Below are 24,659 nucleotides of genomic sequence, written 5' to 3' on the forward strand. Positions count from 1 at the left end.
TCTGCCTATCGCTGTGCGTCCGGGCCGGTGCCCGGGCCGTCGTGCTGGTCGCCGTCGGACTCGGCGTCGTGCGTGGCCTGCCACATGAGCTCGGCCCAGTCGAGCTCGCCGGTGACCGGCGGGGCCGGCTTCGCGGGATCCGGCTCGGGTGCGGCCGGCAGCTCGATGGGGTCGGGACCCGGAGATGCGGCGTCGGTCGCATCCGTCGCAGCGGATTCGGGCTGCGGCTGGGGCTCCGGCTGCGGCTCGGGCTCCGGCTGCGGCTCCGGCTCCGGCTCCGGCTCAGGCTCGACGCCCGTCTCCGGCGGCCCCGCCGGCGGATCGACCCGGGCGGCGTCTGCGGTCTGCGCGGCCTCCGTCGAGAGCTCCGGCTCCGCCCCGACCGCGTTCTCCGTCGCGGCTTCCGCGGCCGCGGGTGCCGGATCGGCGGACTCGTCTCCGGATTCGAGCGGCTCGCCCCCGGTCTCGAGGGGCAGGCCGAGGCGGCCGAGCAGGGCGGAGAGCTCGGGCGAGACCTCGGCGTCAGGCCCCTCGCTCGGAGGCTCGGAGGCGTCGTCCGGATCGCCGTCGGCCTCCGTGTCTGCCGTGGGCTCGTGCGCCGGCTCGGCCGCGAACGGCGCTTCCGGCTCCGGCTCCGGCTCCGGCTCCGGCTCCGGCTCCGACTCCGGCTCCGGCTCCGGCTCCGGCTCCGGCTCCGGCTCCGGCGGAATGGTCGCGGTCACCGGGACCGGCAGGATCGCGGTCTCGGCCAGCGGCTCCATCGGAGCGGATTCGCCCAGCACGGGCACGAACGCGTCCGCGCCGGGCACCGTTTCCGGCGCCTCCGATCCTTCCGGCGAATCCGGGGATTCCGGCGCCGCTTCGTCGATTCCCTCGGCCAGCGGGGGCACCTCGGGCGCGGAGGTCTCTCCGGCGACGTGGTCGATCGCCGAGACCGGTTCCGACGGGACCGGTCCCGTCGGGGCCGACGGGGCGAAGCCCCCGGACGCGCTCGGTGCTTCCGCGTCGTCGCCGGGCGCCACGTCGGCCGGTTCGGCCACCCCGACCGCCCCGACGCCGGTCGCCGCGAGGGCAGGTGCGCCGATGGCCGCCGCGGCCGCCGCCGCGGCATCGCCCCCGGTTCTCGGGCGGCGTCCGCCGCCCGGGCGGCGCGCAGCGCGGCGGTCCCGGCGCCGCTCGCGTCCGTGCTCGACCGCGTAGTAGAGCGTGGGCAGCACGACGAGGGTCAGCACCGTCGAGGAGAGCAGGCCGCCGATCACCACGACCGCGAGCGGCTGCGAGATGAACCCGCCGGACCCCGTGATGCCGAGGCCCATGGGCACGAGGGCCAGGATCGTCGCGAGCGCCGTCATGACGATCGGCCGCAGACGCAGGGAGGCGCCGTGCATCACCGCGTGGTGCAGGCTCTCGCCCCGGTTGCGCAGTTGGTTCACGAGGTCGATGAGCACGATCGCGTTGGTCACGACGATGCCCACGAGCATGAGCACGCCGATGAGCGAGGCGACGCCGAGCGGAATCCCCGAGAAGATGAGGAGCAGGAGCGCGCCGGTCGCCGCGAAGGGCACCGAGATGAGCAGCAGGAGCGGCTGCAGCAGGCTGCGGAAGGTCGCGACCATGACCACGTAGACGATCAGGATCGCGGCGAGCAGCGCGAGCCCGAGCTGCCCGAAGGCCTCGCCCTGCTGCGACATGACGCCGCCGATCTGCGCGCTCGCCCCGCTGGGCAGCTTGACCGAGTCGAGGGCCCGGTTGACCTGCGTGCCCGCAGCGGTGAGGTCGTCGCCCTTCGGCAGCGCCGACACCGTGACGATCCGCGCGCCGTCCTCGCTCTTGACCGACACCGGTCCGTCGGAGACCTTGACGTTCGCGAGGCTGTCGAGACGCATCTCGCCCGTCGGGGTCTGCACGGGCAGCGCCTTGACCGCGGCCTCGTCGGCGGGGGCCGTGCCGAGCGACAGGTAGACGGACGTGGTGGTGGAGTCGAGCACCACCTGACCGACCTGCGACGGCTGCATCCGCTGCGCGACCATGCTCGCGACCGCGGCCTCGCTGAGCCCGGCCTGCGTGGCCCTGTCGCGGTCGACGACCACCTGCAGGTAGGGACGGGAGCGGCCGAGGTCGCTCTCGACCTGGATCAGGCCCTTCTGCTTCTTGAGCTCGGCGACCATGGCGTCGCTGGCGGCGGCGAGGGTCTTCTGGTCGGGTGCGGAGACCTGCACCTCGATGGCGCTGGACTGGGTGATGCCGCCGCCCGATTGCCCGAGCGAGAAGTCGCCGGCGTCCTTCAGCCCGTCCACGGCCGTGCGGATCCGATCCTGCACCCGGGCCTGGTCGGCGTCCTCGCGCGTGGTGATCGCGTAGGTCACGCTGCCGTCGCCGCCTCCGCCGCCGAACATGGCCGCGGCTCCGCCCGAGCTGCCGATCGTGACCTGCACGGTCTCGACGTCGGAGATCTTCTCGAGCTCGGCTTCGACGCGCTCGGCCTGCTTCAGCTGGGCATCGAGGCTCGTGCCGGGAGCGAGGGTCTGCGTGAGGCCGACCGAGTTCTGCTCGTCCGAACCGATGAAGTTGGTCTTCATGAGCGGCGCGGCCGCGATGGTCCCGACGAAGATCGCGACGGCCACGCCGAGCGTGATGACGGGGTGGGCCAGCGTCCAGCCGATGATCGGCCGGTACCCGCGCTGCATGGCGGTCTCCGGCTCGTCGTCGATGGCCGGGCCAGCGTGCTCGCCCCCGGCCGGGGCGTGCCCCGCCGCGTGCGCCGGTGCGTGCTTGACCCGGATGAACCAGTAGGCGAGCACGGGAACGATGGTGAGCGCGACGAGCAGCGAGGCCACGAGCGCGATGGTGACCGTGAAGGCGAACGGGCGGAACAGCTCGCCGACCATTCCGCTGACGAAGGCCATGGGCAGGAACACGGCGACCGTCGTGGCCGTGGAGGCGGTGATGGCCCCCGCGACCTCGCGCACCGCCGAGACGATCGCGCGGCCGCGATCGGTGACGCCCGGATGCGAGAGGTGCCGCTTGATGTTCTCGATGACCACGATCGAGTCGTCGACCACGCGGCCGATCGAGATGGTCAGCGCGCCGAGCGTCAGCATGTTCAGCGTGTAGTCGGCGAAGTTCAGACCGATGAAGGTGAGCAGCACCGAGGTCGGGATGGAGATGGCCGTCACGATGGTGGCCCGCACCGAGAGCAGGAACACCAGGATCACCAGGATCGCGAAGCCGAGGCCGAGCAGCCCCTCGGTGGTGAGCGAGTGGATCGAACGCTCGACGTAGGGGGCCTGATCGAACACGACGGTCAGCTTGGCGCCGTCGAGCTCCTTCTCGAGCTTCGGGAGCTCGTCGTGCACGGCCTTCGAGACGTCGACGGTGTTGGCCGAGGAGATCTTGGTGACCCCGATGGTGACGGCGGGCTTGCCGTCGACGCGGGAGATGCCCTGCACGGGATTCGGTTCGAGCGCGACCTTGGCCACGTCGCCGATGGTGATCGTGGGCAGCGGCTCCGCTGCCTGGGTCTGCGTCTGGCCGGCACCCTGGCCCTGGCCCTGGGCCTGGGCCTGGGCATCCTGCCCGGGCTGCTGCTGGCTCGGGCGCTGCCCCTGCTGCTGGGCGGCCTGCTGCTGCGCCTTCGCGGCGAGCAGCTCCGGGCTGCGCACGAGCGGCAGCGCCGTGATGTCCTCGACGCTGGAGATCTTGGATCCGGCCTGCACCGCGAGCGTCCGGTCGCCATCGGTCACCGTGCCGGCCGCGACGAGCACGCCGTTCTGCTGCAGGGCGTCCGTGATCGACTGCGCGGTCAACGCCTCGTCGCGCAGCTTCGCGAGATCGGGGGTCACGGTCACGCGGTCCCCCCGGGCACCGACGAGCTGCGCGTCGCGGACGCCCTTCAGGTCCTTGATCTTGGGAACCGCGAGGCGTTCGACCGCCTTCGCCGTGGTCTCGGCGTCGCCGCCCGAGGGCGGGGTCACGGCGATCTGCACCACCGGGAAGTCGTCGATGCTGCCGGACATGACCTGCGGGTCGACGTCCTTCGGCAGCACCTTGGAGAGCCGGCTGATGGCTCGCTCGACCTTCTGCTGCGTGGCTGCCGTATCGACGCCGTAGGTGAACTGCGCGATCACGGTCGAGGCGCCCGTGGACGAGGTCGCCGTCGTGTGCTCGAGATTCGGAACGCCCTTGAGGGCCGTCTCGATCGGGGTCGAGACGTCGTTGCTCACCACCTCGGGCGAAGCCCCCGGGTAACTGGTGATGACCGCCACCGCCGGATATTCGACCGAGGGCATGAGCTCCTGCTTGAGGGAGCCGATGCTGATCACTCCGAAGACCGCCGCGACCACCGTGACGAGGGCGATGAGCGCGCGATTCTTCAGGCTGAGCCTGGTGAGGAGATGCATGGGCCACATTCTTCCATGCGCGGGTGACACGGCGGCTCCGTGCGGGTGGATAATGCTGCAATGCCCATTCGCACCCGCCGCACCCTCGGTGCCGTCACCCCAGCGGACTTCGAGCGTCTGGCTCAGTTGCGGCGCATGCAGGCGATCGCGCTGGGACTCCTCATCGCGATGGGGGTGGTCTTCGTCATCTCGTTCGCCCTGCAGCAGCGGTTGCCCTGGCTGGGGTACGTGCGCGCCGCCAGCGAGGGCGGCATGGTCGGCGCACTGGCCGACTGGTTCGCCGTCACCGCCCTGTTCCGGCATCCCCTCGGCCTCCGGATCCCCCACACCAATCTCATCTCGAACAAGAAGGACGAGATCGGCGAGGGTCTCGGATCCTTCATCGAGGAGAACTTCCTCGCCGACGAGGTCGTCCATGCCAAGCTGTCCGAGATCAGCGGTGCGCGAATGGCGGGAGAGTGGCTGCGCGATCCCGGCAATGCCGAGCGCGCGGGCGCGATCCTCTCGGAGGCCGGGACCGCCGCGCTCACCGTCCTCGACGATCGCGACGTGCAGGATCTGATCGAAGGTCTCGTGCGGAAGCACGTCATCGATCCGAAGTGGGGCCCCACGGTCGGTCGCGGACTCGAGACGGTGCTCGACGCGGGCCATCACGAGTCGCTCATCGACATCGCCGCGGATCACCTGGAGCACTGGCTCGTCGCGCATCCCGAGGCCTTCGACCGGGTCGTCTCCTCCCGTCTTCCCAGCTGGGTGCCCAGCATCGTCGACCGCTTCGTCGACAATCGGCTGCACGCCGAGGCCGTGCGCTTCGCGCAGAACGTGGCGAAGGATCGAGCGCACCCGTTCCGCGCGGCCGCGAACAGCTTCCTGCGCGACCTCTCGCGGGATCTCGGGCAGAAGCCCGAACTGCAGGATCAGCTCGAATCGCTGAAGCACGAGATCTTCGACAGCCCGCGCATTCGCGCTCTCGCCGCGAGCACCTGGACCTCGGCCCGCACCGCGCTCGTCGAGATGCTCGCCGATCCCTCGAGCGAGCTGCGCACCCGGCTGGTCTCCGCGATGCAGGACTTCGGGCGGCGCCTGCTCGAGGACGCGACGCTGCAGTACAAGATCGATGTCTGGGTGATGAACGCGGTCGAGCACGTCGTGCGGCGCTCCCGCCACGAGATCGCGAGCGTCGTCACCGAGACGGTGCAGCGCTGGGACGCGAGCGAAGCGGCCGAGAAGATCGAGCTCCAGGTCGGCAAGGACCTGCAGTTCATCCGGATCAACGGCACCGTGGTCGGTTCGCTCGCCGGCCTGGCGATCTACACGATCGCGACCCTCGTCATCGCTCCGCTCGTCGGCTGACACCGCGCCGCGCCGCGCCGCATCGCGCTACTGCGCGAAGGCGATCGGCAGCTGCATGTCCTGCACCCGATCCTGAGCCGCCGTGTGATCGGCGCGGGTGGTGATGGCGCAGGCCACCTTGCGGCAGTCGAGGCCGTCCGAACTCGCCTCGGGCACGAGCACCCGGGCGGTGAAGGCCCCCTTCGCGGCATCGGCGTAGCCGTGGCTGGCGAACGCTTTCCACGCCCAGTCGTCGGTGATCCAGACGCTCGGCTGGGCGCCCTCCTTCGCGGCCTTCCCCTGCTCGGCGCCCTTCGGGATCCCGCCGAGGCACGGGGACGGCTTGCGGCCGGACTCGGCCGGAATCGCGCACACTCCGACGTATATGCCGATCGACGCATCGAACCCCGTGCCGGTCACCACGAGCTCGCTGCCCGGCGCGACGCGCGCGAGATCCGCGGGCTTCCCATCGGGAGTCCGCACTTCGATGGTGCGGGTCCGGCCGTCCGCGCCCGTGGCGCTCGACTCGCTCGCGAAGCCCTGCGGCACCGCTTGCCCGGACCCGCCCGCGCTCTGGTGCGTCAGGATCGGCACGAGGATCGCGACGACAACGACGAGCACGACGACGGCGACCGCGAGCACGGCGATCAGGATCACTCGGGTCGGGCGGCGTCTGGGCTGGGTTGCACTCACGCGATCATGCTAGCTCGCGGGCGTGGGGGAAGCGGTCCGTGATAAGCTTGCGCCCATACGTCGATATTGTCAGGTCCATGCCTCGCGGAACATTCTTTCGCGGGGCCCGAATGTGTAAGGGGTCACGCATGGGGCGCGGCCGTCAAAAGGCAAAGCACACCAAGGTCGCACGGGAGCTGAAGTACTTCAGCCCCAACACCGACCTGTCTCAGCTGGAGCGGGAGCTCGCGGCGGGGCAGCATTCGGACGAAGATGCGTGGGCCGAATACGCTGACAAGTACAACGACGACTCCGGCGACGAAGAGGAGAAGTGAGGCGGGTCCTCACCCTCTGAGCCGAACGCCCCGTGCGACGGGGCGTTCGTCGTTTCACACGCACGAGACCGTGCGATCACGTCCCCGACGTTCGTGATCGCACGGTTTCGTGTTTCACGAGCGACCGGCGGGGCCGACCCCGCCGGTTCGGATGCGGCGAATGGTGCTTGCTCGTCGCGCGAAGCCGCCATTCGCCGCACCCGAACGTCAGGACCCCGGCACGAGGGATCCGGGCAGGACCGTCCGGCCCGGACGGCCCTCGGACGCCCCGGACGGCGAGGTCAGCCGGCGAATGCTCCGGTGAGGCGCACCGCACCGCCGTCGACGCCCTTGGCGCCCTGCTCGAATCCGGCGAAGTCGCGAGCCGCGGTCGAGACGGTGCCCGTCTGCCAGACCGTGAGCCCCTCGGCGCGCAGCCGCTCGGCGACGCCCTCGGCGCGCGCGGCCTCGACCACCGCGAACATGCCGATGCCGAGGTTCCACGCGCCCTCGACCGAGTCGAGGGCGTGCCCGCCCAGGTCCGCGAGGTGGCGGAACACGGGCAGCGGCGACCAGCTGGCGCGATCGACCTCGGTCCAGGAGCCGACCGGCAGCACGCGGGCGAGGTTCGCCGCGATCCCGCCGCCGGTGACGTGGCTGAGCGCGTGGATCGCGCCGTCGAGCGCGGGATCCTCGAGCGCGCGGAGCAGCGGCGAGGTGTAGAGCGCGGTCGGCACGAGCAGCGCCTCGCCGTAGCTCGACCCGAGTTCGGCGCTGTGATCGGTATAGCCGATGCCGCGCTCCGCCAGGATGTGGCGCACGAGCGAGAAGCCGTTGGAGTGCAGACCGGACGCGCCCATCGCGAGCACGACGTCGCCGTCCGTGACCCGCTCGGGACCGAGCACGCGGTCGGCCTCGACCACGCCGACGGCTGCGCCGGCCACATCGTAGTCGTCGACGCCGAGCAGGCCGGGGTGCTCGGCGGTCTCGCCGCCCACGAGGGCGGTGCCCGTCGCTTCGCAGGCCTCGGCGATGCCGCGCACGATGTCGGCGATGCGCTGCGGCACGACCTTGCCGCAGGCGATGTAGTCGGTCATGGCGAGCGGCTTCGCGCCGACCACGACGATGTCGTCGACGATCATCGCGACGAGGTCCTGGCCGATGGTGTGGTGGATGTCCATGGCCTGCGCGATCGCGACCTTGGTGCCGACGCCGTCCGTCGCGCTCGCGAGCAGCGGGCGGCGGTATTCCTTGAGCGCCGAGGCGTCGAAGAGGCCGGCGAAGCCGCCCACCCCGCCGATCACCTCGGGGCCGTGGGTCCGCGCCACCGCGGACTTCATCAGTTCGACGGCGAGGTCACCCGCAGCTGTATCGACTCCGGACTGGGCATAGATCGACGAGTTCTCGCTCACCCTGCCAGCGTACCCGGTCGTGGTCCCCGCACAGGCCGGATGTGGGAGACTGGTCGGAGTCTCGTTTCCGTGGCCTCCCGCCCGTCTCGTTAGGGGAACACACGCAGCATGTGTGGCATCGTCGGCATCGTCTCATCGGATCCCGTCAATCAGCAGATCTACGACAGCCTGCTGCTGCTGCAGCATCGCGGCCAGGACTCGACGGGCATCGCCACCGCCGAGGGCGACCAGTTCCACATGGTCAAGGCCCGCGGGCAGGTGCGCGAGGCCTACCGCACCCGTGACATGCGCGCGCTCATGGGCAATGTCGGCCTCGGCCACGTGCGCTATGCGACGCGCGGCGACGCGCACCGCGAGGAAGAAGCGCAGCCGTTCTACGTGAACGCCCCCTACGGCATCATCCTCGTGCACAACGGCAACCTGACGAACACGCGCGAGCTCACCGCCGAGCTCTACAACGTCGACCGACGGCACCTCAACACGCACTCCGATACCGAGCTGCTGCTCAACGTGCTCGCCAACGAGCTCCAGTCGGGCATCCGCGGGCTCTCGTCGCTCGGCATCGATCAGGTGTTCGACGCGGTCGCGCGCGTGCACCGCAGGATCGAGGGCTCCTACTCCGTGATCTCCATGATCGCCGGCCACGGCCTGCTGGCGTTCCGCGATCCCAAGGGCATCCGTCCGCTCGTGCTGGGTCGCCGCGACAGCGAGAACGGCGACGACTGGGTCGTCGCCTCCGAGTCGCTCGTGCTCGAATCCGGCGGCTACGAGGTCGTGCGCGACGTCGAGCCGGGCGAGGCGATCCTCATCTCGCCCGATGGCAAGATGTCGTCGCGCCAGTGCGCGCAGAACCCCGAGCTCGTGCCGTGCGCCTTCGAGTACATCTACCTCGCGCGCCCCGACTCGGTGCTCAGCGGGATCTCGGTCTACGAGGCCCGCCTGCGGCTCGGCGACGAGCTCGCCGACCAGGTCCGCGCCGAGCTGCCGGACCTCGACATCGACGTGGTCATGCCGATTCCCGACTCGGGCCGTCCGAGCGCGATGCAGCTCGCGCAGCGCCTCGGCGTGCCCTACCGCGAGGGCTTCTTCAAGAACCACTACGTCGGGCGCACGTTCATCATGCCAGGCCAGGCGGTGCGCAAGCGCAGCGTCCGGCAGAAGCTGAACGCGATGCACGCCGAGTTCCGCGGCAAGAACGTGCTGCTCGTCGACGACTCGATCGTGCGCGGCACCACCTCCCGCGAGATCGTCGAGATGGCCCGCGCAGCCGGGGCCAAGTCGGTCACCTTCGCCTCGGCCGCTCCTCCGGTGCTGTTCCCCCACGTGTACGGAATCAACATGCCGACCCGCGCCGAGCTCATCGCGCACGGTCGCACCTCCGAGGAGATCGCGGCCGAACTGGGCGCCGACCACCTCATCTACCAGACCGTCGAGGGCATGGATCGCGCGATCCTCGCGGGCCAGGACCGGGTGACCCGCCTCGAGCAGAGCTGCTTCACCGGCGAGTACATCGCCGGCAACGTCGACGAGGAGTACCTCGCCTGGGTGGAGTCGAGCCAGAGCAGCTAGTCGCGTCGGGGCTGCGGTTCCGGACGACACCCGCCCCAGCGCTCCCCGAATCGCGAAAGCGGGCGGCCACCCGAGGGTGACCGCCCGCTTTCGCGATTCGGGGAGAGGCCTACGGCTTCTCGGGTTCCGACTTCGCCGGATCGGCCTGCGCCGCCTCCGACTTCACCGCGGGATCGGCATCGGTGCCCTCCGCCGGCTTGTCGGCATCGCTCGAGACCTCCTTGCGGAGGATCCGGGCGGACTGGCCCAGGCTCTTGGCGAGCGCCGGCAGCTTCGGCGCGCCGAAGAGCAGCAGGATGATGAAGAGGATGATGACGAAGTGCCATCCGCTCAGGTTGCCAAGCATGTGGGATCGCTCCGATCGAGTCGAGGTCTGTGTTCTATCGTACGTCAGTCAGCTCTGCCGTGGCAGAACCCGTTCGCCGACGTGCGACGGCGCCGAGGACGACGGCGAGGATCCCGCCGAGCATCAGGCCGATTCCCGCGCCGATCATGCCGGTGAACCCGGCGACCTGCGCCATGGAGTACTCGCCCACCGCTGGGTTGTTCTGGATGGGGAGGAACAGGCAGGCGATCGCGCCCACCAGGCCCCCAGGATCGCGAAGCCGACGACGACCCGGCCGTAGCGGACCGAGCGGCGCACGCCCACCTCGACCTCGGTGACCGTGGCGGCCGCGACCGGGGCGGCCGCATCGGCTCCCTCTGGCGCGGTCGGCTGGGCCGAGTCGGCGGACTCGGGGATCACGGCATCGGCGGTACTCATACCCCTATTGTCTCAGGTTCGCCTGTGAACCGGATCCGGCGCCGCGGGCGGGACCCGGTTCACCCGAGCCAGGTCGGCCGGATCAGCGGCAGCAGCAGCGCGAGATCGGTGCGCAGGCCCGACGCGACGACGCGAGTGCTGCCGAGCGCGTCCTCCCAGGCGAGCCCGCCCGTGCCGAGCGCGATCCAGGTCTCGGGATCGGTCTCGATGACGCTCGGGGGCGTCCCGCGGGTGTGCTTCGGTCCGGCGACGCACTGCACGGCCCCGAAGGGCGGCACGCGCACCTCGACCGCGTTGCCCGGAGCCCGCTCGGCGAGCTCCTCCAGCAGGAACCGCACGGCCGTGGCCCGGTTGCTCCGGTCCGTCGCGCCCTCGAGCACCGCGCGCACGGCCGCGCGCCCCTCGCCGTCCCCGATCCTGCGCTTCGCCATGCGATCCACTCTAGAGCCGGCTCCCGGTACTCTGGAGCGGTGAAGATCCTCGTGCTGGGCCCGGGTGCCCGCGAACACGCCATCGTCCGCGCCCTGCTCGCCGAAGCGGCCGAGCACGAGATCGTCTGCGCTCCCGGCAATGCCGGCATCGCGGCGGAAGGCATCGAGACGCCCGAGCTCGCCTACACCGACCCCGATGCGGTCGCGGCGTTCGTGCGCGAGCGCGGCTTCGACCTCGTCGTCGTCGGCCCCGAGGCCCCGCTCGTCGCAGGAGTCGCAGATCCGATCCGCGCCGCGGGCGTGCCGGTGTTCGGGCCGGATGCGGCCGCGGCCCAGCTCGAGGGGTCCAAGGCGTTCGCGAAGCGGATCATGGACGAGGCGGGCGTGCCGACCGGCCGCGCGGCCCGCGTCGCGTCGGCCGAGGAGGCCGGCTCCGTGCTCGACGAGTTCGGCGCCCCCTACGTGGTCAAGGCGGACGGCCTCGCCGCGGGCAAGGGCGTCCTGGTGACCGAGGATCGCGCCGCCGCACTCGACCACGTCGCCACCTGGGCACCGCACGGCGAGGTCCTGATCGAGGAGTTCCTCGACGGGCAGGAGGTCTCGCTCTTCTTCTTCGCCGACGGCCACGACGTGCTGCCGCTCACCCCGGCGCAGGACTACAAGCGCATCTTCGACGGCGACGCGGGCCCCAACACGGGCGGCATGGGCGCCTACTCGCCACTGCCGTGGCTGCCGGGCGGGGTCGACGCGTTCGTCGAGGAGATCACCCGCACCGTCGCGCTGCCCACCGTGCGCCAGCTCGAGGCCGAGGGCACCCCGTTCTCGGGCCTGCTCTACTGCGGACTCATCGTCACGTCGAAGGGCGTGCGCGTCATCGAGTTCAACGCGCGCTTCGGCGACCCCGAGACGCAGGTCGTGCTCGCCCGCCTCGAGTCTCCGCTGAGCCGGTACCTGCTCGCTTCGGCGCAGGGCGCCCTCGCAGAGCTGCCGGCCCCCGATTTCTCCGAGGAGCCCGCCGTGATCGTCGTGGTCGCGAGCGAAGGCTATCCGGGCGACGTCGTCACCGGCCGCGAGCTGACCGGGCTCGACGCGGCCGCCGAGGTGCCCGGCGTGCACCTCGTGCACGCGGCCACCGCGCGCACCGACGACGGCGGCTGGATCGCGACCGGCGGCCGCGTCCTCGGCGTCGTCGCGCGGGGCGAGGACTTCGCCGCGGCCCGTGCCCGCGCCTACGACGCGGTCGGCCGCATCGGGCTCGAGGGCGGCCAGCACCGCACCGACATCGCCGCGCGCGTCGCGAACTGACCAGGAGGATCCCGTGACCCAGCTCCCCGCACCGCTCGAGCTCGCCGGGTGGACCCACGTCTACTCGGGCAAGGTCCGCGACCTGTACGTACCCGAAGGGCGCACCCGCGACGACTCCCCCGTGCTGCTCGTGGTGGCGAGCAACCGGGTCAGCGCGTTCGACCACGTGCTCGATCCCGAGATCCCCGGCAAGGGCGCACTGCTCACCGGGCTCTCGAACTGGTGGTTCGACCGGATCGAGATGCCCAACCACCTGGTGCCGGCCGGCACCGAGGGCGTCCCGGCGGTGCCCGCCGAGGTCGCCGACCGCGCAGTCGTCGGCCGCCGCCTCGAGATGCACCCCATCGAGTGCGTCGTGCGGGGTGCGCTGACCGGATCCGGCTACGCCGAGTACGCGCGCACCGGGGCGGTCTGCGGCATCGAGCTGCCCGAGGGGATCGCCGATGGCGACCTGCTCGCCGAGCCGATCTACACCCCGGCCTACAAGGCCCCGCTCGGCGAGCACGACGAGAACATCACCTTCGAGCGCTCGGTCGAGCTGGTCGGCGCCGAGGCGGCGACGGCGCTGCGCGACGCCTCGCTCACCATCTTCACCGCGGCGCGCGAGCTCGCCGCCGAGCGCGGCGTGATCCTCGCCGACACGAAGTTCGAGTTCGGCATCGACCCCGTCACCGGTGAGCTGGTGCTCGCCGACGAGGTCCTCACGAGCGATTCGTCGCGCTACTGGGACGGTGAGGTCTACGCCGCTGGCGGCCCCGGCCGACTGGCCAGCTTCGACAAGCAGATCGTGCGGGACTGGCTCGCGGCGAACTGGGACAAGCAGGGCGTGCCTCCCGTGCTGCCCGCCGAGATCGTCGAGCGCACCCGCGAGCGCTACCAGGAGCTGCTCGACCGCCTGACCGCGTAGCCCCCGGCCGTCCCGCCAGCGCGGGGACCGGCACTTGCGCCGGCCGGCGGGCTCGACGACACTGACGGCATGGAACAGCGGGTCAGCTTCATCACCCTGGCGGTCGCGGACGTCGCACGCAGCCGCGCTTTCTACGTCGACGGCCTCGGGTGGACCCCGATCTTCGAGGACGACGAGGTGGTGATGCTGCCCGTCGGCGCGCACCTGATCCTCTCGCTCTGGAGCGTCGAGGGCTTCACCGCGGAGATCGGCGAGGCCCCGGCCGAGGGACTCGCGCCGATCACCCTCGCGCACAACGTCGCGAGCGAGGCCGAGGCCGACGCGGTGCTCGCGCTCGCGGAGACGCTGGGGGCCGTCGCGCAACCCGCGCAGCATCGGGAGTGGGGCGGATACTCGGGCTACTTCCGCGACCCCGACGGGTTCCGCTGGGAGATCGCGGTCAACCCGGGCGAGAGCGGCGCGTACGTGCTTCCGTGATCCGCCGACCCGGAATCGCGGAATATACATGAAGCTTCACGTGTTTCGTTCAAGTGACCCCGCCGCCCGACGGACCGCACGCATCGAAAGCCGCACATGACCGCTCAGCTCCCGACCGACCTCCTGCCAGACGCCACCGCGATGGGAGCGGTCACGCTCGCCGTCGCCGATCTCGACCGCATGCTCGACTTCTACCACGGGGCGATGGGCCTGGAGGTGCTCGCGCAGGAGCGCGGCACCGCGATCCTCGGCCGACGCGGCGTCCCGGTCCTGGTGCTCGACCAGGACGGTGCGCTCGCGCACGCCCCCGCGACCGCCGCCGGGCTCTACCACACGGCGTTCCTGTTCGAGTCCGCCGCGGATCTCGCGTCGGTCGTCGTGTCCGTCGCACGGCGATACGCGAGCCGGTTCCAAGGATCCAGCGACCATCTCGTTTCAGAGGCCTTCTACTTCGCGGATCCCGAGGGCAACGGGGTGGAGCTGTACGTCGATCGCCCGCGCGACACCTGGAGCATCGCGAACGGCGGCGAGATCACGATGGGCACGCTGCCCCTCGATCCGAACCGCTATCTGCAGGAGCACCTCACCGAGGCCGGCTCCCTCGCGGTGACGGATGCCCCGGCGACGGTCGGCCACGTACACCTGAAAGTCGGCGACATCCCGACCGCGCGCTCCTTCTACGTCGACACCCTCGGCTTCGCCGTCACCGCGACCCTGCGCGACCAGGCCCTGTTCGTCTCGGCCGGCGGATACCACCACCATCTCGGGATGAACACCTGGGAGTCCCGCGGCGCGGGCGAGCGCTCCCCCGCCCTCGGCCTCGGCGAGGTGACCATCGAACTGCCCACCGTCGACGCCATCGGGGCGCTCTCCGAACGCCTCGCGTCGAAGGGCGTCGCCCGCGAGTACGACGGCCGGGAGCTCACCGTTCTCGACCCCTGGCGCAACCGCGTGCGCGTGCGGGTGACCGGCGCCGAGTAGCCGGTAGACTGGCGGGAGCGCGACCGCGCCGATTCGATGCCAGCGCCGATGGACGGAGACCCGGGTGCCCACGATTGTTGTTGATGTCATGCCCAAGGCCGAGCTGCTCGACCCGCAGGGCAAGGCCACGTCGGGAGCGCTGGACCGCCTCGGTCACGGCCGTTTCCACGACGTCCGCATCGGCAAGCGGTTCGAACTGAACGTCGACGGCGAGGTCACCCCCGAGGTGCTCGCCGAGGTGCGCACCGTGGCGAACGAGATCCTCTCGAACGCGGTCATCGAGGACGTCGTCGCGATCAGCGTCGACGGCGAGTCCGTCCCGGTCGAGGCCCAGTGATGTCGCCCCGTATCGGCGTCGTCACCTTCCCCGGTTCGCTCGACGACCGCGACGCGCAGCGCGCGATCCGCCTCGCAGGTGCCGAGGCCGTGGCCCTGTGGCACGCGGATCACGACCTGCAGGGGGTCGACGCGATCGTGCTGCCCGGCGGCTTCAGTTACGGCGACTACCTGCGCCCCGGCGCGATCGCCGCAGTCTCGCCCATCATGACCGAGGTGGTGTCCGCGGCCAATGCCGGCATGCCCGTGCTCGGCATCTGCAACGGATTCCAGGTCCTCGTCGAGGCGCACCTCCTGCCGGGCGGCCTGATCCGCAACGCGCACCAGCAGTTCATCCGCCGCGATCAGAAGCTCATCGTCGAGAACGCGAGCACCGCGTGGACGAGCGAGTTCGAGCAGGGCGAGGAGATCACCATCCCGCTGAAGAACGGCGACGGCGGCTACATCGCCGACGCCGAGACCCTGCAGCGCATCGAGGGCGAGGGGCTCGTCGCGTTCCGCTACGCGGGCGTCAACCCCAACGGCTCCCTCAACGACATCGCCGGTCTCACCAACGAGCGCGGCAACGTGGTCGGCCTCATGCCGCACCCCGAGCACGCGGTCGAGGCCGGGTTCGGCCCGGATACTCCCGAGGCGATGCGCTCGGGCCTCGACGGGGCGAAGTTCTTCACGAGTGCCGTGCAGGCGCTCGCCGCGCGGGTCTGAGCGCCCCGGGCATCTCCGCAGACGACGAAGCCCGCCGGGTCCTCGAGGATCCGGCGGGCTTCGTCGTTGCGGCGGGCTTCGTCGCGCGGGGCATGGCGCCCGTGCGCCCGCCTCTTCTGCCGCGCTCACACGTCCTGCCGCCGAGACTCCCGCCTGCCTGCGAACCACCACGAAGCAGCGCGGTGTTTCGACGGTAGACGGGCGTCTCGGCGGCTGCGACGGCCGGGCCGCGCTTCGGCCGCCCCGCGCTAGGGCCGGGCCGCCGCTGCGGCCGCGGCCGCCGCCGGCAGCACCGCCTCGATGCGGGAGAGCGCCGCGTCGTCGTGCGCGGCCGTCACGAACCAGGCCTCGAACGCGCTCGGGGGCAGGTTGACGCCGCCGTCGAGCATGGCGTGGAAGAACGCCCGGTAGCGGAACGCCTCCTGCCGCTGCACCTCGGCGTAGGTGCGCGGCGCCTCGGCGAAGTCGCCGAACAGCACGCTGAACAGGGTCCCGGCGCGCTGCACGCGGTGCGCGACGCCCGCCTCCGTCAGCGCTGCACCGACGGACGCCGACAGCCGATCGGACGCGGCCGAGAGGCGGCCGTACGCCGCCGAATCGGCACCGCGCAGCGTCGCGAGCCCCGCGGCCACCGCCACGGGATTCCCCGAGAGGGTGCCGGCCTGGTAGACCGGCCCGAGCGGGGCCAGCTGCTCCATCAGCTCCGCACGACCGCCGACCGCGGCGAGCGGCAGTCCGCCGCCCACGACCTTGCCGAAGGTGAAGAGATCGGGCTGCACTCCGCCGGGAACGCCGGCGGATTCGATCCCCCAGTAGCCCGAAGCGCTCGCGCGGAATCCGGTGAGCACCTCGTCGAGGATCACGAGCGCGCCGTGGCGGTGCGCGAGCTCGATCATCGCGGCGGTGAAGCCGGGCTCGGGCGGCAGCACGCCCATGTTGCAGGCGGCTGCCTCTGCGATGACGCCGGCGATCCGGTCGCCGTGCTCGGCGAAGACCGCCTCGAGCGCCGCGATGTCGTTGTAGGGCAGCACGAGCGTCTGCCCGGCGGTCTCCGGGGTCACGCCCGCGGAACCCGGCAGCGACAGCGTCGCGAGGCCCGAGCCGGCCTCGGCGAGGAGACCGTCGGAGTGGCCGTGGTAGTGCCCGGCGAACTTGATGAGCAGCGGCCGCCCGGTCGCGCCGCGTGCGAGGCGGATCGCGGTCATGGTCGCCTCGGTGCCCGTCGACACCAGACGCAGACGTTCGACCGCGGGCACGCGCGCGATGATCTCCTCGGCCAGCTCGGCCTCGCCGGGCGCCGACGCGCCGAAGCCGAGGCCGGCCGCCGCCGCACGCTGCACGGCGTCGATGACGGGCGGGTGCGCGTGGCCGAGCAGGGCGGGGCCCCACGCGGCGACGAGGTCGACGTACTCGTTGCCGTCGGCGTCGGTCACATAGGGGCCCGTGCCCGAGACGAGGAAGCGGGGCGTGCCGCCGACCGATCCGAAGGCCCGCACGGGCGAGTTGACGCCGCCGGGGATCACGCGCGCCGCGCGCTCCTGCAGGGCTGCGCTCCGAGCGGTGGCGGCTTCGGTCCCGGTGGTACCGGTGGTGGGGTTCATCGCAGTCGCTCCGCAACCTCGAGGGCGAAGTAGCTGAGGATCGCGTCGGCCCCCGCACGACGGATCGAGATCAGGGATTCGTGGATGGCAGCGGAGCGGTCGATCCAGCCGTTGGCCGACGCGGCCTCGATCATCGCCGCCTCGCCCGAGACCTGGTAGGCCCAGACCGGCACGGGGCTCGTGGCGGCGACGTCGGCGAGCACATCCAGGTAGGACATCGCCGGCTTCACCATGAGCACGTCGGCGCCCTCGGCGAGGTCGAGCTCGGCCTCGCGCAGGCCCTCGCGTCGGTTGGCGGGATCCTGCTGATAGCTGCGGCGGTCCCCCGTGAGCTGCGAGTCGACGGCCTCGCGGAACGGACCGTAGAAGGCCGACGCGTACTTCGCGGCGTAGGCCAGGATCGCGGTGTCCTCGTGCCCGGCTGCGTCGAGCGCGTCGCGCACGGCGGCGACCTGGCCGTCCATCATGCCCGAGAGGCCGAGCATGGCGGCACCGGCGTCGGCCTGCGCCACGGCGGCCGAGCGGTAGCGCTCGAGCGTGGCGTCGTTGTCGACCGATCCGTCGCCCGCGAGCACGCCGCAGTGGCCGTGATCGGTGAACTCGTCGAGGCAGAGGTCGGTCTGCACGACGAGCGCGTCGCCGACCTCCTGCTGCACCGCACGGGTGGCGACGTTGAGGATCCCCTCGGGGTCGTCGATGCCGGAGCCGCGGGCGTCGCGCACCGCGGGCACGCCGAAGAGCATCACGCCGCCGAGTCCGGCGGCCGCGGCCTCGGCCGAGATGCGGCGCAGCGAATCGACGGTGTGCTGCTGGACACCGGGCATGGCCTGCAGCTCGCGGGGCGCGTCGATCCCCTCGCGGACGAAGAGCGGGAGCACGAGCTCGGCCGGGTGCAGCCGGGTCTCGGCGACGAGCCGGCGCATGGCCGGTGTGCTGCGCAGGCGGCGCGGGCGGATGCTGGGGGCGTCAGGGCTGGGCATCGGGGTCCTTCTCGGGTGCGGTGCCGTCGTCGGGCGCGAGGCCCGCGAACGGCGAGGTCGATTCGAACGGCTGCGTGGGCTCGAGGGCGAACGCGGCCGAGAGGGCGTCGAGCAGTCCGTCGACGGTGTGCATCGGGGCGACCGTGTCGGCGCGCAGGCCGGCGTCGACGAGCGCCTGCGCCGTCGGGCCGCCGATCGCCGCGACCCGGGTCTCCGCGTGGATCACCGGGCAGGCCGCGGCCAGCGCACGGGCGACGGACCCGCTCGTCACGAGCACGGCGTCGAAGCCGCCCTCCGCGAGCGCCGAGGCGTGGGCCGGATCCGGCGCGACCTCGACCGTGCGGTACGCGGTGACGCGCGACACCCAGTGGCCGGCATCGCGCAGCGCCTCCTCCAGGCCGGTGCCCGCCTGATCGGAGACGGGAAGCAGCACCTCGCCCGGGCCCGCGCCGAGCGCGGCGAGCATGGAGGTGGCGAGTCCCTCGCCCGAGTAGTTTCGGGCCGGCATCACGGCGATGCGGAAATCGTGCTGCTGCAGCGCCTCGGCAGTGCTCGGCCCCACGACCGCGACGCGCGAATCGGCGCGCGGACGAGCACCGGCCCGCACGAGCGCGGCGGCGGCGTTGGCCGAGGTGACGGCGAGCCACTCGTAGTCGCCGCGGTTCCACGCCTCGACCGCGGCGCGCAGGGGCTCGGCATCGTCGGGGTCGGCCAGCTCGATGAGCTGGCCGGTGACCGGAACACCGCCGCGACGCCGCACCTCGGCGGCGACGCGCTCGCCCCAGACGCCGCCGCGCGGCAGCAGGATCCGACGATCGGTGAGGGGCAGCGGCGCGCGCCGCACCGGGATCATCGCGCGGCCCCGAGATCGGCGAGCTGCGCGGCGCCCGCGTCGAGCAGCGCCCGCGCGACGGCGGCCCCGAGCGAGTACGCGGTCTCGACCCGAGCGGCGGGATCGTCGGGCAGCTGCGCCGAGTTCTCCCGCACGAGCGACGCACTGCCGTCGACCCGGTACACGGCTCCGGCGACCACGATGCGACCGTCGTCGTCGATGCGCGCCCAGGCACCGACCGGCGCGGCGCAGCCGGCTTCCAGCGTGCCGAGCAGGCTGCGCTCGGCGAGCGCCGTGCAGCGCGAGTCGATGTGCTCCACGGCGGCGAGCGCGGTGGCGATCGCTCCGGGCGCGGCGGCGTCCTCCGCGCGCGCCTCGATCGCGAGGGCGCCCTGTCCGGGGGCGGTCGGGGCGTCCTCGAGCGGGAACCGCTCGGTGATGGCCCCGCCGCGCCCGATCCGCTCGAGCCCGGCGACGGCGAGCACGACGGCGTCGAGGTCGCGGCCCACGCGGCCGAGCCGGGTATCGACGTTGCCGCGCAGATCGTGCACGGCGAGGTCCGGGCGGCGTGCGAGCAACTGCGCGGCGCGGCGCGGCGACCCCGTGCCGACGTCGGCGCCCTGCGGCAGCGCCGCGAGGGTCAGGCCGTCGCGGGCGCACAGCGCGTCGCGGGGGTCGACGCGCTCCGGGATCGCACCGAGCGCGATGCCCGGGCACGGGCCGGTCGGCAGGTCCTTGAGCGAGTGCACGGCGAGGTCGCACTCACCGGCGAGCAGGGCATCGCGCAGGGCGCTCACGAACACGCCGGTGCCGCCGAGCTGCGACAGCGGCGCCCGCGAGGTGTCGCCGTGCGTCGTGACGATCACGAGCACGACCTCGGCGCCCGTCGCAGCGGCGATGCGCTCGGCGACGCCCGTCGTCTGGGTGACGGCGAGCGCGCTGCCGCGCGTGCCGACGCGGATCAGACCCTCGCGTGCCCGGACGGGCTCGCGCGAGACCAGGATCCCGGTGGATGCGGTCATGCGCCGGCCGCCTGCATCGCTCGGGCGCGGTGCGCGCGCACTGCGGCCTGGCGCTCCTCGGTGTCGCAGCAGCCCTCGCCGCAGACGTCGAACCAGGGGCCGAGGGCGAGATCGGAGGCCCGCTCGGCGACGGGGATGCCGTCACGGCGCTCGAGCACGAGGTCGATGAGCCCGCTCACGTAGGCCGGGTGGGTGCCGGGCGTCGGCACGCGCACGACCTCGAGGCCGTGCTCGCCCGCGGTCTCGATCGCCTCGGTGTCGAGATCCCAGAGCACCTCCATGTGGTCGCTCACGAAGCCCACGGGAACGATGACGATCGCCTTCGTCTCGCCCTTCGGCATCTCGGCGATGAAGTCGTTGATGTCGGGCTCGAGCCACGGCTGGTGCGCGGGGCCGCTGCGCGACTGGTACACCAGGTCCCACGCGGCGCCCTCGCCCGCCGCCTCCGCCACCGCGGCGCTCACGGCGAGGTGCTGCGCTTCGTAGGCGCCCTCGCCGCCGAGCGCCTCGGGGTGCGGCCCGAAGTCGCCCGTGTAGCTGTTCGGGACCGAGTGGGTGGCGAAGAGGATACGGACGTCCTGCGCCGGATCGAGTCCGGGGATCCTCGCGCGCAGCTCGGCCAGGCCGCCGCGCAGCGCTTCGACGAAGGGCGCGATGAAGCCCGGGTGGTCGAAATAGGGACGTGCCTTGTCGACGACCAGCGTGCCCGCGAGACCGGTCTCGGCGAGCGCGTCGTCGATGTTCTCCTGGTACTGCTTGCAGCCCGAATACGAGGCGTAGGCGCTCGTCGCGAGAGCCAGGATCCGGCGGAAGCCGCGGGCGTCGGCCTCGCGGAGCGCATCGGGCAGGCTCGGATCCCAGTTGCGGTTGCCCCAGAGCACCGGCAGGTCGATCCCGCGACGATCCAGCTCCGCCACCAGCGCGTCGCGCAGCTCGCGGTTCTGCTCGTTGATCGGGCTCACGCCGCCGAAGTGACGGTAGTGGTGCGCGACCTCCTCCAGCCGTTCGTCGGGGATCCCGCGTCCGCGGGTGACGTTGCGGAGGAAGGGGATGACGTCGTCCTGGCCCTCGGGACCGCCGAAGCCGAGTAGCAGGATCGCGTCGTAGTCGTGGGGCTGCTCATCGAATCCCGCGGCAGCGGTGCGGACGGATTCGGGGCTCATCGAAGGACCTCCAGTGCTTCGGATTCGGTGATGCGTCGGCCCGTGAAGAACGGGACCTCCTCGCGCATGTGGCGCCGCGCGTCGGTATTGCGCAGCTCGCGCATCATGTCGACCAGGTCGGTCAGTTCGTCGGACTCCATCGGCAGGAGCCACTCGTAGTCGCCCAGCGCGAACGAGGAGACCGTGTTCGCCACGACCGAGCGGAACGCGGCGCCCTTGCGCCCGTGATCGGCGAGCATGCGTCGGCGGTCCTCTTCGGGCAGCAGGTACCACTCCGCGTCGCGCACGAACGGGTAGAGCACGAGCCAGTCGCGGGCGGACTCGCCCCGCAGGAACCCGGGCACGTGGGCGCGGTTGAACTCGGCGGTGCGGTGCACGCCGAGCGCGTTCCACGTCGGCAGCAGGCGGTCGATGGCGGCGGTGCGGCGCAGCACGCGGAGCGCGGCCTGGAGCCCCTCGGCGGTATCGCCGTGCAGCCAGACCATCAGGTCGGCGTCCGCGCGCAGGCCCGACACGTCGTACCAACCGCGCAGCACGACCCCGTCGGACGCGAGGCGCTCGCCGGCGGCGGTCAGCTCTGCCAGCTCGGTCTGCACGGCGGCCTCGCCCGCGGGTGCGGGGCGCTGCGGGTCGCGGCGGAACACCGCGAACAGGGTGTAGCCGCTCGGGCCGGGCTCGGCGGTGCTCGCCGCGGACTGCTCGTGTGCGCTCATGGGGTGTGACTCCTCTGCTGGGACTCGCTGCGGGTGGACGATTCGGGGGCTCCGCCGGGGACCCGGGCGGGAGTGCGTTCGGCCGGCCGGGACAGGCCGGCCAGCAGTTCGCGCGCCGCGGCGCGCGCGTGCGGGATCACCTGGGCGAGGCCGGTCCCGGAAGCGACTTCGCCGGTGCGGACGACGGGGATGCGGTGCGTCGCGGGATCCTGCGCCTGTGCGGCCGGAGCCGGCCGGGCGGCGGCTGCCGGAGCGCCACCGGGGACCAGGGCAGCGGCGCGGGGCATGCTCCAGACGGCGCGGTGCATCTCCCGAACGTCGCCGGCGCGCAGTTCGACGCCGAGCAGCTCGGCGGCGTCGGCGACGGCGCGCTCGCGCACCGCTGCATCGCCGAGCCCGCGCGTGGCCGGGATCCAGTCCGCGCTGCCATAGGAGAGCCGTACGAGGTGGCGGCCTGATCCGAGCTGCGCTGCGGCGGCGAGCCACTTCGCCGAGGTGTGGGTCAGCGCCTTCGCGGCGGGGCCGTGGTGCCCGGCCTCCGCCACGAGCAGGCCCGTGCCCCGGGGCGCCTCGTCGAGGCGCGGATCCTCGATCGCGAGCAGCACCACCTCCACGTCGAAACCGGGATCCCGGACGAGGCCCGGAAGCTGGACGGTGAGCAGCGCCGCGTCGACGCGGATCGACTGGTCGGCGAGCTGCACGTCCCAGCCGCCGTCGACGCCGTTCACGTCGAGGACCTCGGCACCGAGTCTGACCGAGACCCCGAGCTCGCGCAGCTCGGCCTCCAGCCGAGCGGGCAGCCGGTGCATGCCTCCGGCGACCCGGGCGACCGCTCCGCCGGCGGACGTGCGACGCGCGTTCGCCGCGCGCACCGCGCGAGTGAGCGATCGGCCCTTCGCGAGGGTCGATGCCAGTCCCGGAGCGACCCGGGCGACGGGCAGGCTCTCGGGGTCGGTCGAGTAGACGCCGCGGGCCACCGGGCGCACGAGCCGGTCGAGCACCCGGGATCCGAAGCGGGCTTCGACCAGGCCGCCGAGGAACCGTTCGTCGCGGCCGATCGACCGGGGCAGCAGCGGCTCGATCGCGGCCCGCAGGGCCCCGCCGAGGCCGAGCGCCCGGAGCGCGGATCGGGAGAACGGCCGCGCGGGGATCCCGAGCAGGCCCGGGGGCAGCGCATATGCGGTCCCGCTGTCGTAGGCCCACGAGCCCAGCTGCCGCGGGGCCTCGATCCGATCGATCATGCCGAGCTCGGTCAGCAGCACGGCGACGCCGTCGCCACGGGTCGCGTACGCCTCGGCGCCGAGGTCCGCGACCACCGCGTCGGCGCCGCTTCCGGCACCGGCCCATGCCGCGATCGGCTCCCCGCGCAGCTTGCCGCCCAGACGGTCGCCGCGTTCGAGCAGGACGACCTCGGCACCGCCGAGCGCGAGGTCGCGCGCGGCCACGAGCCCGGCGATCCCGCCCCCGATCACAGCGACGCGCGGCCGCGCCGGTACGGCGCGCTCCGCGGCCGCACGGCGCGCGGCCCGTCCGAGGTGTTGGTCCTCGTCGTCAGCGCCCATGGACCCGCTCCACGAGCCGGGTGAGCACCGCGGGGTCGGCCTCGGGCGGCACCCCGTGGCCGAGGTTCAGCACGTGAGCGGGCGCGCGCCGCCCGCGGGCGATCACGTCGTCGACGTGCGCGTCGAGCACCTCGGCGGGGGCCGCCAGGAACGCCGGATCGATGTTGCCCTGCAGCACCACCGCGTCGCCGAGCGCCCGGCTGGCCTCGTCGAGCGGGGTGCGCCAGTCGACGCCGACCGCGTCGACGCCGAGACCGGCGAACTGCTCGGCCAGGTGCCCGGCTCCGACGGCGAAGTGGATGCGCGGCACCCGTGCGCCGGCGGCGGCGTACCCCTCGAGCCCGGGATCCGGCGCGTGCAGGTGGCGCACCGCATCGAGCGCCTTCGCCGAGTGGACGGCGACCGACTCGCGGTAGTCGACGGGGCGCAGCGATCCGGCCCAGGAGTCGAACAGCTGGACGGCGCTCGCGCCCGCCAGCACCTGCGCCTCGAGGAACGCGCCGCTGAGCTCCGCCGCCCAGTCGAGCAGCGCGGCCCACGTCTCGGGCTCCGCGTGCATGAGCGCGCGAGCGCGCAGATGGTCGCGCGACGGGCCGCCCTCCACCAGGTAGGAGGCGAGGGTGAAGGGGGCTCCCGCGAAGCCGATCAGCGGGGTCGACCCGAGCTCGGCCACCGTGATCTCGACGGCCCGCCGGATCGGATCCAGGTGCTCGCGCAGTCGATCCGCGCCGTGCTCCGCCCGAAGCCGGGCGACCTGCTCGGCGGTGCGCACCGGCTCGGCGAAGACCGGGCCGCGACCGGCGACGATCCGCACGTCGACCCCGGCGAGCAGCAGGGGCACCACGATGTCGCTGAAGAAGATCCCGGCGTCCACGCCGTGCCGGCGCACCGGCTGCAGCGTGATCTCGGCGGCCAGTTCGGGAGTCGTGCAGGCCTCGAGCATGTCGCCGCCGGCGCGCAGCTCGCGGTACTCGGGGAGCGAGCGTCCCGCCTGGCGCATGAACCAGACGGGGGTCGTCTCGGGGCGGTCTCCGCGGAGCGCGCGGACGAGCGGGGCGTCCGAGGTGCGGCCGGTGCGGAGAGGGTGCGAGGAGGGCAGGGCATTCATCAGATGATGATGCTAACGTATTCATCCGATGAAGATGCACACTCTCGTTCAGCTTGCTCTCAGGCACCGGGATT

General features: G+C 72.5%; 23 protein-coding genes. 9 read left to right on the forward strand and 14 right to left on the reverse strand.

The features are described from left to right. Positions 1-5 precede the first annotated feature (5 nt). Positions 6-4,400, reverse strand: a complete 4,395-nt coding sequence (locus tag AB3K78_RS11865) for an efflux RND transporter permease subunit (protein ID WP_416443484.1) — start codon at positions 4,398-4,400, stop codon at positions 6-8. 60 nt (positions 4,401-4,460) lie between these two features. On the opposite strand from AB3K78_RS11865, the gene AB3K78_RS11870 reads away from it, so the two are divergent. After that, on the forward strand, positions 4,461-5,753 hold the full coding sequence (locus AB3K78_RS11870) for a DUF445 domain-containing protein (RefSeq protein WP_416443486.1): 1,293 nt from the start codon (positions 4,461-4,463) through the stop codon (positions 5,751-5,753). Positions 5,754-5,780: 27 nt separating this feature from the next. Here the strand turns inward: AB3K78_RS11870 and AB3K78_RS11875 are convergent, their stop codons facing one another. Continuing rightward, on the reverse strand, positions 5,781-6,425 hold the full coding sequence (locus AB3K78_RS11875) for a hypothetical protein (protein ID WP_416443488.1): 645 nt from the start codon (positions 6,423-6,425) through the stop codon (positions 5,781-5,783). Positions 6,426-6,553: 128 nt separating this feature from the next. On the opposite strand from AB3K78_RS11875, the gene AB3K78_RS11880 reads away from it, so the two are divergent. Next, the gene (locus AB3K78_RS11880) at positions 6,554-6,739 is read left to right on the forward strand and encodes a DUF3073 domain-containing protein (protein ID WP_046456035.1); all 186 of its coding nucleotides are present in this window, start codon (positions 6,554-6,556) and stop codon (positions 6,737-6,739) included. A 281-nt stretch (positions 6,740-7,020) separates the two neighbouring features. Here the strand turns inward: AB3K78_RS11880 and purM are convergent, their stop codons facing one another. Next, positions 7,021-8,130, reverse strand: coding sequence for a phosphoribosylformylglycinamidine cyclo-ligase (gene purM / locus AB3K78_RS11885; RefSeq protein ID WP_416443490.1), 1,110 nt, complete (start codon positions 8,128-8,130; stop codon positions 7,021-7,023). A 108-nt stretch (positions 8,131-8,238) separates the two neighbouring features. On the opposite strand from purM, the gene purF reads away from it, so the two are divergent. Further along, entirely contained in the window at positions 8,239-9,699 is a 1,461-nt protein-coding gene (gene purF, locus AB3K78_RS11890) for an amidophosphoribosyltransferase (RefSeq protein WP_416443492.1), read from the forward strand. Positions 9,700-9,808: 109 nt separating this feature from the next. On the opposite strand, the gene tatA is transcribed toward purF, so the two are convergent. The 3 genes from tatA to AB3K78_RS11905 form a co-directional block, all read right to left on the reverse strand. Then, on the reverse strand, positions 9,809-10,045 hold the full coding sequence (tatA, locus tag AB3K78_RS11895) for a twin-arginine translocase TatA/TatE family subunit (protein ID WP_416443494.1): 237 nt from the start codon (positions 10,043-10,045) through the stop codon (positions 9,809-9,811). Between the two features lie 34 nt (positions 10,046-10,079). Beyond that, positions 10,080-10,283, reverse strand: coding sequence for a hypothetical protein (locus AB3K78_RS11900; protein WP_416443496.1), 204 nt, complete (start codon positions 10,281-10,283; stop codon positions 10,080-10,082). Between the two features lie 238 nt (positions 10,284-10,521). Further along, positions 10,522-10,893: a sterol carrier family protein gene (locus tag AB3K78_RS11905; RefSeq protein ID WP_416443498.1), complete on the reverse strand. Its 372-nt coding sequence runs from the start codon at positions 10,891-10,893 to the stop codon at positions 10,522-10,524. A 39-nt stretch (positions 10,894-10,932) separates the two neighbouring features. Between AB3K78_RS11905 and purD the strand changes: the two genes are divergently transcribed. The 6 genes from purD (at position 10,933) to purQ (ending at position 15,604) form a co-directional block, all read left to right on the forward strand. Further along, on the forward strand, positions 10,933-12,198 hold the full coding sequence (gene purD, locus AB3K78_RS11910) for a phosphoribosylamine--glycine ligase (protein ID WP_416443500.1): 1,266 nt from the start codon (positions 10,933-10,935) through the stop codon (positions 12,196-12,198). A gap of 13 nt (positions 12,199-12,211) precedes the next feature. Beyond that, a complete protein-coding gene (locus AB3K78_RS11915; RefSeq protein WP_416443502.1) occupies positions 12,212-13,105 on the forward strand; it encodes a phosphoribosylaminoimidazolesuccinocarboxamide synthase in 894 nt (297 codons plus the stop codon). Positions 13,106-13,174: 69 nt separating this feature from the next. Further along, positions 13,175-13,582, forward strand: a complete 408-nt coding sequence (locus tag AB3K78_RS11920; protein ID WP_416443504.1) for a VOC family protein — start codon at positions 13,175-13,177, stop codon at positions 13,580-13,582. A gap of 96 nt (positions 13,583-13,678) precedes the next feature. Then, the gene (locus AB3K78_RS11925) at positions 13,679-14,563 is read left to right on the forward strand and encodes a VOC family protein (RefSeq protein ID WP_416443506.1); all 885 of its coding nucleotides are present in this window, start codon (positions 13,679-13,681) and stop codon (positions 14,561-14,563) included. 64 nt (positions 14,564-14,627) lie between these two features. Further along, entirely contained in the window at positions 14,628-14,900 is a 273-nt protein-coding gene (purS, locus tag AB3K78_RS11930; protein ID WP_416443508.1) for a phosphoribosylformylglycinamidine synthase subunit PurS, read from the forward strand. Further along, entirely contained in the window at positions 14,900-15,604 is a 705-nt protein-coding gene (gene purQ, locus AB3K78_RS11935; RefSeq protein WP_416443510.1) for a phosphoribosylformylglycinamidine synthase subunit PurQ, read from the forward strand. Before purS ends, purQ begins: the two co-directional genes overlap by 1 nt. A gap of 248 nt (positions 15,605-15,852) precedes the next feature. Here purQ and hemL read toward each other — a convergent pair whose 3' ends face one another. The 8 genes from hemL to hemE are packed head-to-tail and all read right to left on the reverse strand — an operon-like array spanning position 15,853 to position 24,585. Beyond that, entirely contained in the window at positions 15,853-17,205 is a 1,353-nt protein-coding gene (gene hemL / locus AB3K78_RS11940; RefSeq protein ID WP_416443512.1) for a glutamate-1-semialdehyde 2,1-aminomutase, read from the reverse strand. Further along, complete coding sequence (gene hemB / locus AB3K78_RS11945; protein ID WP_416443514.1) at positions 17,202-18,185, reverse strand: porphobilinogen synthase; 984 nt, start codon at positions 18,183-18,185, stop codon at positions 17,202-17,204. Before hemB ends, hemL begins: the two co-directional genes overlap by 4 nt. Beyond that, a complete protein-coding gene (locus tag AB3K78_RS11950; protein WP_416443516.1) occupies positions 18,172-19,038 on the reverse strand; it encodes a uroporphyrinogen-III synthase in 867 nt (288 codons plus the stop codon). The genes hemB and AB3K78_RS11950 overlap by 14 nt, the downstream gene beginning before the upstream one ends. Continuing rightward, complete coding sequence (gene hemC, locus AB3K78_RS11955; RefSeq protein WP_416443518.1) at positions 19,035-20,039, reverse strand: hydroxymethylbilane synthase; 1,005 nt, start codon at positions 20,037-20,039, stop codon at positions 19,035-19,037. Before hemC ends, AB3K78_RS11950 begins: the two co-directional genes overlap by 4 nt. Beyond that, the gene (locus AB3K78_RS11960) at positions 20,036-21,202 is read right to left on the reverse strand and encodes a ferrochelatase (RefSeq protein ID WP_416443520.1); all 1,167 of its coding nucleotides are present in this window, start codon (positions 21,200-21,202) and stop codon (positions 20,036-20,038) included. Before AB3K78_RS11960 ends, hemC begins: the two co-directional genes overlap by 4 nt. Next, positions 21,199-21,915, reverse strand: a complete 717-nt coding sequence (gene hemQ, locus AB3K78_RS11965) for a hydrogen peroxide-dependent heme synthase (protein WP_416443522.1) — start codon at positions 21,913-21,915, stop codon at positions 21,199-21,201. The genes AB3K78_RS11960 and hemQ overlap by 4 nt, the downstream gene beginning before the upstream one ends. Next, positions 21,912-23,477 carry a protoporphyrinogen/coproporphyrinogen oxidase gene (locus tag AB3K78_RS11970; protein WP_416443524.1) on the reverse strand — a complete coding sequence of 522 codons (1,566 nt, stop codon included), beginning with the start codon at positions 23,475-23,477 and terminating at the stop codon, positions 21,912-21,914. The genes hemQ and AB3K78_RS11970 overlap by 4 nt, the downstream gene beginning before the upstream one ends. Next, the gene (gene hemE / locus AB3K78_RS11975; protein WP_416443526.1) at positions 23,467-24,585 is read right to left on the reverse strand and encodes a uroporphyrinogen decarboxylase; all 1,119 of its coding nucleotides are present in this window, start codon (positions 24,583-24,585) and stop codon (positions 23,467-23,469) included. The genes AB3K78_RS11970 and hemE overlap by 11 nt, the downstream gene beginning before the upstream one ends. Positions 24,586-24,659: the final 74 nt, after the last annotated feature.

It is taken from the genome of Leucobacter sp. HNU (genome assembly GCF_047946755.1).
Classification (GTDB): Bacteria; Actinomycetota; Actinomycetes; order Actinomycetales; family Microbacteriaceae; genus Leucobacter.